We start from the raw sequence: 13461 nt of genomic DNA on the forward strand, positions 1-13461 counted from the left end.
TAATAATAGAGATATATACATGAACAAGGTTGTCCGACCTTGCTGCTGGGGTGAATTCGGAGGAGAATGACATGACAGATTTGGAAAAAGAGATGGTGAAATCAGACGGTAATAGACGTTCATGCCCGTCTGATTACGAATATGATACTTTGATGCAGCTGCTGGGAGTCAGCGTGAGTAAACATTTGCTCGATGAACACTTCACTGTTATCTGGGCCAATGATTTTTATTATCAGACCATCGGTTGGGAAAAAGAAGAATATGAAGAGGTCTTTCAAAACCGGCCGGATCTCTATTATGCGCAAGATCCTGAGGAGTGGGAGAAACTGATGGAAACGGTCATCGCCGCTCTAAACAATCAGGAAAATGGATACAAGCTGGCGGCACCCATGCGGAAAAAGAACGGCGATCGCGTATGGGTTCAACTTTCTACGGCTTTTGCCGACGAGTATGTAAATGGGTATCAAGTTGCTTATACTGTCATGACCAATATTGACGATATTGTGAAGATACAAAGAGAGAAGTCCATTGCATACGAAAGTCTGCCGGGATTTGTCGCTAAATATCGCATCGGTCTGGATTACAGTCTGGAGTTATTAGACAGCAATTCCAGGTTTAAAATGTACTTTGGGGAACCTTCTGACAACAAAGAGGCCATTTTCCTGCACATGAGCAATATACGGCACAATAGGGAGGTGCTTGAGGCACACAAGACGGATATTATGGCGGGCAGGCCCACTCAGTTTGTCCTGCAGGTTGACGATTTTCGTGGCAGAAATCTCTGGCTGCAGGTCAGTGCGACCTGCATTGAGTGGCAAGAGGGCTGCCCGATTTATCTAGCCATTTTCATCGATATCACTGACGTGACAGAATTGAGAGAGATGCAGAAGAAGCTGACGGAACAGACAAAAGCTTTACAGAATGCGCTTGAAGCTGCAGAAGAGGCCAATCGGGCAAAATCTGATTTTCTCTCACGGATGAGTCACGATATCAGGACACCGATGAACGCCATCATGGGAATGACGGCTATCGCATCTTCTCACCTGGACAATCCTGAGCGGATTGAGGATTGTCTTGGTAAGATATCCGTTTCCTCTAAACTATTATTGAATTTAATCAATGAAGTCCTGGATATGTCAAAAATAGAAAGTGGTCATATGGTGTTGGCAGAGGAAGAAGTCAGTCTGGCAGAGCTGGTTCACGGAGTCGTTACCATGGTACAGCCTCAGATTTCTGCAAAACGGCTCTCCTTTAACGCTTACATTAATGATCTTTCCCACGAAACAGTAATCAGCGATATGCAGCGGCTGCAGCAGCTGCTGTTAAATTTGCTGTCTAATGCCGTAAAGTATACGCCGGAGAGGGGCCGTATCACCTTGGATATCAATGAAATCTCCTCCCCGTGTTCAGGGACAGGTTGTTACGAGTTTATCGTGTCGGACACGGGAATTGGCATGAAGCCAGATTTCTTACATAAATTATTTGAACCCTTTGAGCGGGCAAATGACGAGAAAATTAAAATGGTACAGGGAACTGGATTGGGTTTATCTATCTGTAAAAGTATCGCAGAGTTAATGGACGGCACCATTGAAGTTGAAAGCGAGTACGGAAAGGGCAGCCGCTTTACTGCGAGAATTCAACTGAGGATTCAGGATGAACCGATTGGATATGGCGCTTTGGCGGATCTGTCTGTGCTAGTCGTGGATGATGATGAACTCATATGCCAGAGCACCTGCACGAGGCTATTGGAACTAGGGATGAAAGCAGACTGGACGCTGGAAGGAGAGGAGGCAGTGAAGATGGTCATGGACGCCCACCGTAAGGGCGAGGACTATTTTGCTGTCATCGTCGACTTAAAAATGCCGGCAATGGATGGAATGGAGACGACACGCAAAATAAGAGAGGCAGTCGGCTTTGATCTGCCCATCATCATGATTTCAGCCTATGACTTGTCCGATCAGATGGATTCGGCTATCAGTGCCGGCGCGAACGGTTTTATTACTAAGCCGCTGTTCCGCTCCCGTCTCATTTACAAACTCAATCAGTTTGTTGAATCAGGTGTAAGACAGAGGATAAGTGAGTCAAAACCGCTAGAGCGCCGCCTATATGCAGGAAAGCGGGTTTTGTTGGCTGAGGACAATGAGTTAAATCGGGAAATCGCGGTAGAACTGATTTCTTCTACAGGGGCAGCCGTTGAATCAGCAAAGGATGGAAATATTGCATTGGACATGATGGCATCTTCGCCAGAAGGATATTATGACCTGATTTTCATGGATATGCAGATGCCGGTGATGGACGGATGTACTGCCGCAAAGGCGATCAGAGAGCTGCCGCGCAAAGACGTTAAGAGAATGCCTATCATTGCAATGACGGCCAATGCCTTTGCCGACGACCGGCAGAAGACGAAGGAAGCCGGCATGAATGAGCACTTGGCAAAGCCGGTCGATATGGAACAACTGCATCAGGTTCTGCATAAGTGGCTGTCAAAGAAGTGAACGATTTAGATATAACAAACACATCCTTTGAGTAGTCGTGCAGCTCCCCTCTGTAGAATTGACAGAATAATTTGACCATTTGTACGATATATGATACAATCATATATTATAAATATGGTACCATTGCGGAATGGAGGTAGTAGATGTCAATTAAGATAAACTCGATTTGCTTTAACCAGGACGGCGACCCCGCTGCGGGAAGTCTGCACTGCCGGGTAGACGGCAATAAGCCGATCCCGCCCAGGTTCGAACTGGGGGCCGGATTGTCACCCGTAGGTGTATTTGTTCCGAGCGCATTGGGACCAAATATACCTATAGAGATTGGGGTAGACAATACCGCACCGACGCCGATAAACTTAATCATTACGGCAAAGGAAACCTCCCACCCGTCATTGTTTGGAAACCTTACTTTTCCGGGGGTCATGGTTCCTCCGCGCGGCAGCGTGGTTTTAAACCTGAATGTTCCCAGTGCGCATTTTGCATCGCCAGCTTTGGCAAACCAGACCATGCGATTGCTTCAAAGCTTTGATTGGTACTATCAGGAAGCAGGTTCAGCAATTAAGCAGAAGATCACTTCCACAGACCAGACAGTCTATCTTTTACCAGATCTCCCTTTTGAACCGTGGTTGAGTGACAGCGAAACATATTCTGAGAGCGAAATTAATTATGTCTGGACGTCGGTGCTTGATATCTGCTGTTCTGCTTGTGATGATTATGCCGCGGCTCACGCCGGCGTTAGACCCAATACCTTTGCTCAGCACCTGGAGGCTTTGACTGAAGAGCTGAACACTTGCGGGCGTTTTCGTTACGATACTCGTCATGGCGCCTGTTTTTATGCCGTACCTGCTGACGATGAAAACGGAATAAAGCTGCAGAAGTACATACACGATCGCAAGTTTACAACCCCGAGCAGGCTGAATTGTTCTGACTGTGCAACCATTGTAGCGACCGAAGCACTGGCATTAGGCGTACCTGCCGGAATTGGGCACATATACAATCCGGTCCCTCCACACAATGGCTTTGCATGTAATCCGATTATTTCTATTGGCGGGAACGCGTGGGCGCCGCCATTTGCCGGCAGCTTCCATTATCACGAGGTCACTGTCGATGGTGCAGCATCAGTTCAGAACACACCGGTGTTTGACGCCTGCCTGAAGATTGACGCAGGCACAAATCCGGGATTGCCAGGGCCAGCAGGAAAAGCAGCGCAGCTGCCCCTGGGAATCCCTTTTGCGGAGACTGCCCTTAATAATGTAAACGTACCAGTGGGGGTGCCTTATGTTAACATGTTTTATCGTGAACGTCTGGTCGCTGACGGAGAGGACTGCAATTTTTTTGCCGTCAACGCCAAGGAAGTAGGCGGGCTGAGTATGGAGAATGCTCTGCGTGTTATCTACGATTCAGAAACAGATAAAGGCCAGTACTGGCGTTTACTCCAGCGCTTTGGTGTCATTGAAAATCCGCTGCCCCTTGCGATGCGCAATCTTAACAAGGAAGCAGCGTCGGATTTCTTCGAGGAGTCGGGATTAACAACTTGTATCATGCTGGAAGAGTCGGAAAGTCATACCGTTTATGATGTAGTGCATGCGGGAGAACAATATCAGATTGAACTGATTTTTGCCCCCGGTCGTGAGGAGACGTTGATGGTGATTGCCTCAAAGCTGGCTGGAGTGGCAAATCCAGAGATCAAGAGTCTTGCCCTCGACTTTACTAACTTTGCCTTCGGAATAGACCATACATTCTGGCTTTTCGTCATAGAAAATGCAGTCGTGCAGGTTTCCAGTGAAGGCGCAGACATCGCACCTATTTCAAGACGTCTTGCCGAAGCATTGGCTGTGCGTCAATAAACAAATAGTACCCAGATAGAGAAAGGAAATACAATATGAAAAATGGAGTATTAGAAACAATTGGATCTACACTGATTACAGGCATAGGTCAGCTTATGGGAAGGCTGATCGGCGTAAACAGCATAGAAGATGGGATTCTTTACTTTGTACACCAGCCGGCAAAGAGCGGCCAGCAGGGAGATCTCGCCAGCACTGTATTCGTCGAAGATGGCAAGTACTATCTATATAATCCAGAGGTTCAAAAGAATGATCACTTTGTATCTGGCGCGTTGCCTGGAATGGGCAATATCGGCGCCCAGACGGTAACACTGGGCAAGCGGCAGTCCTTTGATATTACGCCCTTGTTTCAGCAAGGCGCCGATCACGATAATACTAGTTTTGAAATTACAGCTTGCCAGGCAGGTCAGGTAAAACTAGGTTCACAGCAGTCTTCTTTGGTGCAAATTTCCACTTCAGGTAAGCTCCTTGAAGTAGGGCAGCAGAGACAGTCTCTCGGTGCTTATATGGATGTGCAGGTTTCACAGGATGAAGTCACAATACTGCCTAAGGGGAAAATAAAATTGGATTCTTTACCGACGATCACAGTACAGACACAGGGTCAGGGTGTGATGAGTGCAGCCAATATTGAAAGCCAGGGTGGTGAAGAGGCTGTATTTCCACTGACCCAGCAGCTGTTGTCCTCAGATCTTGTCAACGTCTCCGTTACTGCCAATGTCGATACTATGGACACAAAGGAGTTTTTAACGATGCAGCCTTTCGCACATCTCATTCAGACCGTTGACGATGAGACTGCTGCCAGAATAGCAAAAGCGCCTAGACTCAACAGGAGGTAAGGTTATGAAGTCTTATGCTTTACAGCAGCTTGGAGGAGAGCAGATAAAATCAGAATTTCCAGTGGCGTATGCGGTTCTTTCAAAAGTGCAGCGGCTAGATAGCCGCGCGCTGGCAGTAACCAATGGTAACGACAGTTCGTCCGATATCTACGCTGAAATTGAATCAGCCTTTCTCAGCTCTCACGGTTTCAATATATTGATGCGCGCCGCGATTGCCGGAAAACCAAAGATTTTGTTTGTCGTAGCGGAAATCTTTGAACTGGAGAGCGGCAAACGTGTCGATGCGATTCATCGTTATTATGAAGACAGCGCCTATAATGAAATACGGATCCAATCTAATAATTCTCACACGATGGCGGCAGCTAGTGAAGGCGTGCGGATTAAAAGTACTTTCTCCTGGAGTATTGACGGGGTTTCTACAAAAGAAATCACCCGTGAGTATACCCTTCCAAAGGGAGATAGCCGGGGTGCGGAGATGTTCACCGAACTTTCTATTTCGGCGCCACGGGCAAAGGACGGCAAGCTGACTCAGGTTCTCTATGATCGTGAGGAACAGGTCAGCGAGCATACTGACTATCACTATACAAACACAGTCGATCGCTACAAAAAAGTTGCACATGTAAAACTTCCGTACAGTGGAAAAATCAGGGTTGACGATAAGCTGCACATAAGAAGTGTAATGAAAAACCCAGGAGAAGAGCCGACACTGAGCTTGATACTTGAAAACGGCAAATCAATTCAGTATCAGAATCCAAAGGGAATCATAGGACAATATGTCATTAGTCCCAATGAGAAAGAACTCAATTGGAACTTCGATGTGGACTGGCGTGCAGATCTGGATTTCAGCAACTTTTCTGTCCAGACTGTAGTGAATCTCTCAGCAAAATTTACACTCAGTATTGTCCATGAGGATTATCCGGGCTACGCATTACATCCGGTGATTACAGTGGATAGCGTCTTGAACCCGCAGACCAATGTTTCAACTGTGGCAGAGATCGAACGCATACAGATCAAATGGGGCTGTGTTGCGGCCGATACACTGATTAAAATGTCCGATGGTTCCTGCCAGCGGGCCAGTGAGATTCAGATTGGAGAAGTCGTTGCGACGGACCACGGCCACAGTATCGTTCGCAACATATATAAAGGAACAGAGAAGACGATCGTCCACCTTGAGACGATGGATGGACACATGTTGCGTGGAACTCATGAGCACCCGGTTAAGACCGGCAGGGGTTATATGCCGATGAAAGAAATCAACGCTGCAGACCTGATCTGCACGGAAAATGGAAATTCTCAAGTAAAGTACATTTACGAAATAGGGTACGGTGATGCGGTGTACAGCTTTGACTTGAGCGAATCCTCCGCCATGCTCTGCGGTGGCATCTGGGCCGGCGATTTTGCAATGCAGAATGGTTCGGCATGCAATCAAAGCACAGATGGCCCAAAAGAAAGGAGCGCCTTGCAGAAGGAGATGTATGAACTGGTCTCAAAGGCTGATATGAATACGTGATTAGGCATATGATGAGCGGGCGACATGTGGAAAAAGGGATCTTTGATTCCGTTCTTTCCTCGCTTACGCTCTTGCCCTTGCGGCCTTTTTCGCGCAGCTTTAGCTGCAGTGCGAAAACGGACAGCGAAGCATGGTGAAGCCATGCGGAGGAGTGAACGAAGTGAACGTTGGTTCGAATCCCAATAATTTAGATACAACAAAACCATCCCGAATGGGATGGCTTTGTTGTAATGGACCCGAAGGGATTCGAACCCTCGGTCTCCGCGTTGCGAACGCGGCGCTTTCCCAGCTAAGCTACGGGCCCATACTGATTTATTACACAACATATTATAGTACAAATTTTCTTGAATAACAATATGAACTTGTCTTTTTTCGATTAGTTTGTAATAATTCAGTCACAGTCCGAGTTTATGATATGCCTGTTTCATTAACGATAAGACATCAGAAAATAAATTGGCCAGTTGCTCTGTTTCATCTCTTTCATCTGCCAGATAGGCGATGATGATAAGGGATATCTTTTCAACGACAATGCTGGCGTGAAAAAAATAGTTTGCAGCTTCCAGCCATTGGGAATTTCCATACTCCTCCCCCATACACCTCAGCATTTTGCTCATTTTATCAAAACTGCCTTTGAACACCACTTCATCCGGCTCATTGACACCCTTTAAAACGTTCGGCAGGGTGGGTACGGTGCCAAAGAAGGTAACCATATTCAGCAGAATTTTATCATACTCTTCTTTCCCCAGGGTTAGTCTCAGAGTCGGCAGGTCAGCGATGAACTTCTCAAACCCCCGATAGCCCAGAAAACCCCGGGGAGGATTTAAAAAAGACTCCCTTTTGAGCGCTAATGCCTCCTGGGCAATTTGATATTTATCTTTTTCTGCGTTCATGCGTACAGTGCAGATTGTATTTGCTTTGCTCAGCCCCGGATAGCTGCAATCCATCGCTTTGCTGAGTTGGTCGTAGGACAGCGTCTGCAGTTCCCTGCGCCCACAGTCGTGAAGATAGATACAAGCCTGCTCCTCATCATATCCGACCATCAATACATAATGAAAAGGAATGTGTTCTCGATGATACAGCTTTTCCAGATAAGGCAGATGATACATATCCAGTGCGCCTAAGACGACGGGATGATTTCTGTCAATCTCCAGTTTTGCTTTCCTAAGGGCCTTGTCAAAGGTGCCGTAAGAGTAATGCCTGTAGTCAAAACCGACGATAGGAGCGAGAAATTCATACATTTTCTTTGTACGGCCGTCTCCCAAGGCAATCATTCTTTTCAGGTCCGACTTTTCTGTTTTCATATAACAAAAGGAGCCGAACCCGGAAAGCAGAAAGAATAGGTTCTCAGGTAAAATTTCGCCCGTTTTGTCCATATATAAATCTTCAATCCCATTCCACATACATTCGTAGTCATCCTTGTGATGCTTTATTTCGATTATCTTCTTTGTATTATCCATATCTTTTTAACCTCCGTTTCTTTTAGTCTATAGTCTCGCATAATGCCAGAGTCAAGGCACAGTATTTGATTTTTTTGCAGCAATGTGATACGATGACCAAATATCAATGATAAGAGGTGATGATCGTGCTTAAAATTGGAGATTTCTCAAAACTATCTAAGATCAGTATCTATATGCTGCGCCACTATGACAAACTTGGCCTGCTTGTTCCCGCACATATAGACGAGGACAGCGGATATAGGTATTATGAGGAAAAACAATTGACCATCGCTAATCGGATTCAGGCTCTTAAGGCCATGGGTCTGGGTCTGAATGAGATAAAAGACGTAATTTATCAATATCGCGATAACCAAAGCCTGGCGGACTTTTTAAAGATTGAAACTGCCAAAAAACGCAAGCTGGCGGAAGAACTGCAGCGGCAGATCAGACAGCTTGAAACGACTATAACGGCATTGCAGCAAAGGGAGGGTATACTGCGCTATAGTATTGAAATCAAGGAAGTGCCAAAGCGGCTTGTCATGTGCACGAGGGATCGAATCCCGGCGTATCATCATGAGGGACAACTATGGAGAAGATTGGCGGAAGTACAAGAGGGGCAGGGGCTGACACCTGCATCCTTGTCTTACCATATGGCGATTTTTCATGATGGAGGTTTTGTAACGAAGGATGTGGATGTGGAAGTACAGATAGCAGTCCTTCAAAGGGGATGCGATACAGAAATAGTAAAGTTCAAGGAAGTTGAGCCTTTTTTGGCAGCAGTCCTTACCTACGAAGGCAGATATGAGTTGATTACGCAAATCAATGAGACCATAGCCAACTGGGTACATGACAACGGTTACGAATTTTGTGGTCCGCATTTTAATATCTACCATGTTTCACCCCAAACAGAAGCAGACGCTGATAAAATGGTCACAGAGGTCGGGTTTCCAGTGAAAAAAGTGTTGAATGAATGAATCTGCTATGATATAATTTAATAGTTATGGAGATGTACCCAAGTGGCTGAAGGGTCCGGATTCGAAATCCGGTAGGTCGGTTTTTTCCGGCGCTAGGGTTCAAATCCCTACATCTCCGCCAAAAACGACAAATCCCCGTCTGGGGATTTGTATTTTTTTTGTAATTTATCTTCGCCAAACAATTCTAATCCATCCGCTCCCCGTATCACATCCAGGAACAAAGACATCCCTGACAGCAATATAATGATTTATAAAAAGGAAATTTCTCTTCCTTGCAGGAAAGGGTGTTACTATGCAAATACATTTATTGTCGGCCCTGCTCTTCGGAGTATCCTCCAACACGGATAATCTGGTAGTAGGGATGTCTTATGGAATCAAGAAAATGCCGATCAGGTGGTCGGAAAACCTGATTGTAGCATTGATTACTTTTATGGGAACGGTTTTGTCCATGATTCTGGGCAAAAGCGTGCTCTTATTTTTACCGCAAAAACTGGCAGGCATTCTGGGAAGCGTAATCATCATTCTGATTGGCGCAGTGGGCCTGGTGAAGTTCTTTATGAAGATGAAAAAGCCTGAGGAGGAAAGTGAGGAGGAGACAGAACTGGCACTCCAGACTCTTACACGGACAGAGGCCCTGATTCTCGGTCTGGCATTGACCTTGAACAATATCGGTCTGGGCATCGGCGCCAGCATTACCGGCCTGCCTGTACTTTCTACAGCCCTCTGCTCGTTTCTCTTCAGCCTTCTATTCCTCTACATAGGAAATCTGATCGGGCGTTCAAAAATTGCAGAGCTGGTCGGTGAATTCGCAGAGCCGCTTGCCAGCCTTTTGATGATCGGTTTGGGTGTATACGAGATATTCGTCTGACCTAGTGGCAAGAAATCAACCAAAGGGTGTATAATGCAGGAAGGTCATTGGGCCAGTTCCAAAATAGAGGATCGCTTGCAGGATTGCTTTATGGTATAATGATTCCACAATCCTTCGACTTCGTCGCAAGGTAGGAATCATTGAATCATGTGCTGCGATTGTATTTTCAGCGGAATGCACATGGTATAATAAACGCAGATAATCCCACAGCTTCGCTGTAAGGAAGCGTTCATTGAATCATGTGCTGCGATTCTATTTTCACCGGAATGCACATGGTATAATAAACGCAAATATACTTTTATAAAGAACGGATCAAAGAATGAAAGAGAGGATGAGCCCTTCATGAAAAAGCTGAAAAAGATACTATTTGACGGTCAACCTGATTTTCGCATCCGGATTTTCAACCTGCTTGCACTGGGCGGGATCACCATCAGTTACGTAATGGCGGTGCTTTGTTTGCTGGTCGGCAATGATTCTGTTACAGGCCTGGTTAACTTTTTGGCGGGCACCATGGCTGTATTTCTGCTGTATTATACCAATCAAAGCGGACGCTATCAAATGGGCTATCTGATTACAATCATCGTCGTATTTCTCATCGGCTTTCCCATCTTGTTTTTTACGGGCGGCGGCTATAAAGGCAGTATGCCCTGTTTCTTTATCTTCGCCTGTCTTTTTACCGTTTTTATGTTGGATACAAAGAAAGCAATCTTCTTTGTATCGATAGAATTGACAGTTTATGCTTTCTGTTGTGTCTACGCTCATCTGAATCCAGCCTGTGTGATTCCCTTATCAGGTGATTTGTCCCTGACTTTTGATATCATCTTGGGGTTTGTGGTGGTCAGCCTGGTTTTAGGAACCGTCATCATGCTGATTTTGAGACTTTACCGCCAGCAGCAACAGAGCCTGGAACTGGCAAGAGAAGAAGCCGAGGCAGCCAGCAGGGCGAAGAGCACTTTTCTGGCGAACATGAGTCATGAAATCCGCAGCCCGCTGAATACGATTTTGGCTATGAATTCTCTTATCGAAAGAAACAGCGTTTCCCGAGAAATTCAAGATTATGCGAGAGACATTCAGCGCTCTGGTAAAATGCTCCTTGAAATTATCAGCAACATTCTTGACTTGTCAAAGATTGAGGCGGGGAAATTTGATGTGGAAAATCGGCCGTATCAAGTCACGTCTCTGCTTTCTGACTTGATTCTGTCCTGCGAATTGCAGACAGAGAAAAAAGGCCTTCAGTTTCACTATGAAATTGATCAGATGATACCGACAGTCCTCATCGGTAGTCCCCTTCACATAACACAAATTGTGATGAATTTTGTTAGCAATGCGGTGAAATATACGAAAGCGGGAACAGTAACTCTTCTGGCAGAGGCAAAAGAGGCTGACCATCCCGGCTATCGAATGATGAGAATTACAGTAAAAGATACGGGAATGGGAATCGGCCAAGAAGGACTAAAAGACCTTTTTCTTTCATTTGAACGAGGAAAGCAGCCGGATGGGCAGCGGACGGAAGGTACAGGCCTGGGGCTGGCCATTGCCAAAGAGATTGCTGATCGGTTGGGCGGACAGATTATGGTGGAAAGCCAGAAGGGCAAAGGGAGTGCATTCTGCATGGAACTGCCCCAGAAGGTCGAAAGCTTTGAGCCCATCGGACCATGTGGACAGTGGCTGATGCGGGATACGCAGGATAGTGAATACGGCAGCTTTTTAGCGCCTGAAGGACGCGTCTTAATCGTAGATGATAATGATGAAAATCGCAAAGTCTTCTGCGCGCTTCTCGAACCAACCATGGTTCAAATCGATACTGCTGCCAGCGGCAGGGAAGCCATAGAAATGGTGAAGCGGAAAAACTATCATGTGATTTTTATGGACTACATGATGCCGGAAATGGATGGTATCGAAACCCTGCAATTGATGAAGAAGGAGCATCTGGCGGATGGGACTGCCATCATCGCGCTGACTGCCGATGCCGTCACAGGTACTAGAGAAAAGCTGCTCAGAGAAGGCTTTTCCGCCTATCTTTCCAAGCCTGTAGGAACCGGCAGTCTGGAAAGCGCTATTCTGGCCTGCCTGCCGGCAGATTTGGTGACTCGTACTGACCACCAAGTTCCCGCGCTGATTGGCGACGAAAAGATGAGTTTCATCAAAGATAGGTTGGCATCTTACGATATCATATTGGAGAACGGCCTCATCTACTCAGGGAACGATTTAATTTTGTATTGCAAAAGAGCATATTATTTTATTGAAGCCTACCCTAAAGCCAGAGAATCGGCAGAAAGGTCTTTCCATGAAAAGGATTTCGAAAACCTGGTTTTTCCGATACATTCTTTGAAGTCCAGTGCGCAGGCAATTGGCGCGGAGGATCTCCAGCATATATCCGCCCGCATTGAAAAGCGCTCAGGTGACTTAAGCTACTTTGAAAATTCTATGCCGCTTTTATTCTTAGAGTGGCAGCGTGCATACGATGGTCTCCGCTGGCTTTTGGATGAACTCAACGAATTTTTACCGAAGTCGGAGGCTGAACCTGATAATGAAAAGTTGTCCCCGTTCGCTTATGGCCGTCGTGCTGTGCTGGCAGTGAGAATGTGCAACTGGACCCAGGCCCGCTGCGATGTTGCCGCATTGTTGGATCTTGAGGAGGACGAGGGCAGAAGAGGACGGCTGCAGCAGATGGCAGCTTTAATTGAGGAACTTTCCTTTGAAGAAGCACAGCCTTTGCTGGAAGACTATCTTGCTGAAATGGAGGCGAAGGAATGATACAGAAGAAATACCATATTCTCGTCATAGATGATGACCCTGTAGTGCTGAAAACTGTGGCAAGCTATCTCAGTGAAGAATACATTGTCGGTTTGGCCAAATCTGGAGAAATGGCTCTCCGTTTTTTGGAAAGAGAGGATGTGCCCGACCTGATTCTGCTGGATATCGATATGCCGGTGATCAACGGATTTGCAGTATTGAAGGAATTGAAAAACAAAGAGAAGACGGCAAACATTCCGGTGGTTTTTCTTACGGGTCTTTTGGAAGAGGAAAATGAAATCCGGGGGTTGGAGCTGGGTGCAATGGATTATATCAGAAAACCGGTGAGCCGCGCCGTACTCCTTGCTCGGGTTCGCCTTCACATCAATGCCAATCAAAGATTTTGTCAGCGAGGGCAGTTTGACGAAGAAAAGGCATCTGCGATTGCCGTACCTCTCAGCAATCGCGAACTAGAGACTGCCAGGCTGTTGGCATTGTTCTATTCTAATGAGAAGATATGCCAGACTCTTCACATTTCTATGTCCTATACTAAGAAGCTGGTTGCCGCCGTGTTAAATAAACTGGACCTTGACAATCGAGACGATATTCGTAAGTTCCTGCGATAACATTTTCTACTGAACATGCGATAGAATGGGGGCACATTCCGCTAACAGATCAAATCTGTTGGCGGATTTTTTTTGTAAGGCAAAAGAGTGTACTTTTAGGACGTATCGCTGCAGAAAAAAATCGTATATGCTAAAG

9 protein-coding genes and 2 tRNA genes are annotated in these 13461 nt (G+C 46.1%); 9 read left to right on the plus strand and 2 right to left on the minus strand.

All coding sequences use genetic code 11. From position 1 onward, the window contains the following. Positions 1–71 precede the first annotated feature (71 nt). The 4 genes from BN6539_RS13395 (at position 72) to BN6539_RS13410 (ending at position 6685) form a co-directional block, all read left to right on the plus strand. Positions 72–2495: a PAS domain-containing hybrid sensor histidine kinase/response regulator gene (locus BN6539_RS13395; RefSeq protein ID WP_082907519.1), complete on the plus strand. Its 2424-nt coding sequence runs from the start codon at positions 72–74 to the stop codon at positions 2493–2495. A 143-nt stretch (positions 2496–2638) separates the two neighbouring features. Then, positions 2639–4342: a hypothetical protein gene (locus BN6539_RS13400; protein WP_067539527.1), complete on the plus strand. Its 1704-nt coding sequence runs from the start codon at positions 2639–2641 to the stop codon at positions 4340–4342. 35 nt (positions 4343–4377) lie between these two features. Next, a complete protein-coding gene (locus BN6539_RS13405; RefSeq protein WP_067539530.1) occupies positions 4378–5175 on the plus strand; it encodes a hypothetical protein in 798 nt (265 codons plus the stop codon). A gap of 4 nt (positions 5176–5179) precedes the next feature. Continuing rightward, positions 5180–6685: a Hint domain-containing protein gene (locus BN6539_RS13410; protein ID WP_067539533.1), complete on the plus strand. Its 1506-nt coding sequence runs from the start codon at positions 5180–5182 to the stop codon at positions 6683–6685. Positions 6686–6916: 231 nt separating this feature from the next. On the opposite strand, the gene BN6539_RS13415 is transcribed toward BN6539_RS13410, so the two are convergent. Then, a tRNA-Ala gene (locus BN6539_RS13415) sits at positions 6917–6989 on the minus strand. Positions 6990–7080: 91 nt separating this feature from the next. After that, positions 7081–8142: a BtrH N-terminal domain-containing protein gene (locus BN6539_RS13420; RefSeq protein ID WP_067539536.1), complete on the minus strand. Its 1062-nt coding sequence runs from the start codon at positions 8140–8142 to the stop codon at positions 7081–7083. Between the two features lie 125 nt (positions 8143–8267). On the opposite strand from BN6539_RS13420, the gene BN6539_RS13425 reads away from it, so the two are divergent. From BN6539_RS13425 to BN6539_RS13445, 5 genes are all read left to right on the plus strand, one after another. Next, a complete protein-coding gene (locus tag BN6539_RS13425) occupies positions 8268–9095 on the plus strand; it encodes a MerR family transcriptional regulator (protein WP_067543358.1) in 828 nt (275 codons plus the stop codon). 28 nt (positions 9096–9123) lie between these two features. After that, positions 9124–9216, plus strand: a tRNA-Ser gene (locus tag BN6539_RS13430). A gap of 171 nt (positions 9217–9387) precedes the next feature. After that, positions 9388–9963, plus strand: coding sequence for a manganese efflux pump (locus BN6539_RS13435; protein WP_082907520.1), 576 nt, complete (start codon positions 9388–9390; stop codon positions 9961–9963). 342 nt (positions 9964–10305) lie between these two features. Next, a complete protein-coding gene (locus BN6539_RS13440) occupies positions 10306–12720 on the plus strand; it encodes a hybrid sensor histidine kinase/response regulator (RefSeq protein WP_067539539.1) in 2415 nt (804 codons plus the stop codon). After that, complete coding sequence (locus BN6539_RS13445; protein WP_067539542.1) at positions 12717–13325, plus strand: response regulator; 609 nt, start codon at positions 12717–12719, stop codon at positions 13323–13325. Before BN6539_RS13440 ends, BN6539_RS13445 begins: the two co-directional genes overlap by 4 nt. The last annotated feature ends 136 nt before the right edge of the window (positions 13326–13461 follow it).

Origin of the sequence: Emergencia timonensis, from assembly GCF_900086585.1 — a bacterium.
Taxonomy (GTDB): domain Bacteria; phylum Bacillota; class Clostridia; order Peptostreptococcales; family Anaerovoracaceae; genus Senimuribacter; species Senimuribacter timonensis.

What these genes read in the sequence shown, in the direction of transcription:
- BN6539_RS13405 (WP_067539530.1), top strand. Translation starts at nt 4,378, where the DNA reads ATGAAAAATGGAGTATTAGAAACAATTGGATCTACACTGATTACAGGC.
- BN6539_RS13400 (WP_067539527.1), top strand. Translation starts at nt 2,639, where the DNA reads ATGTCAATTAAGATAAACTCGATTTGCTTTAACCAGGACGGCGACCCC.
- BN6539_RS13435 (WP_082907520.1), top strand. Translation starts at nt 9,388, where the DNA reads ATGCAAATACATTTATTGTCGGCCCTGCTCTTCGGAGTATCCTCCAAC.
- BN6539_RS13440 (WP_067539539.1), top strand. Translation starts at nt 10,306, where the DNA reads ATGAAAAAGCTGAAAAAGATACTATTTGACGGTCAACCTGATTTTCGC.
- BN6539_RS13395 (WP_082907519.1), top strand. Translation starts at nt 72, where the DNA reads ATGACAGATTTGGAAAAAGAGATGGTGAAATCAGACGGTAATAGACGT.
- BN6539_RS13420 (WP_067539536.1), bottom strand. Translation starts at nt 8,142, where the DNA reads ATGGATAATACAAAGAAGATAATCGAAATAAAGCATCACAAGGATGAC.
- BN6539_RS13445 (WP_067539542.1), top strand. Translation starts at nt 12,717, where the DNA reads ATGATACAGAAGAAATACCATATTCTCGTCATAGATGATGACCCTGTA.
- BN6539_RS13410 (WP_067539533.1), top strand. Translation starts at nt 5,180, where the DNA reads ATGAAGTCTTATGCTTTACAGCAGCTTGGAGGAGAGCAGATAAAATCA.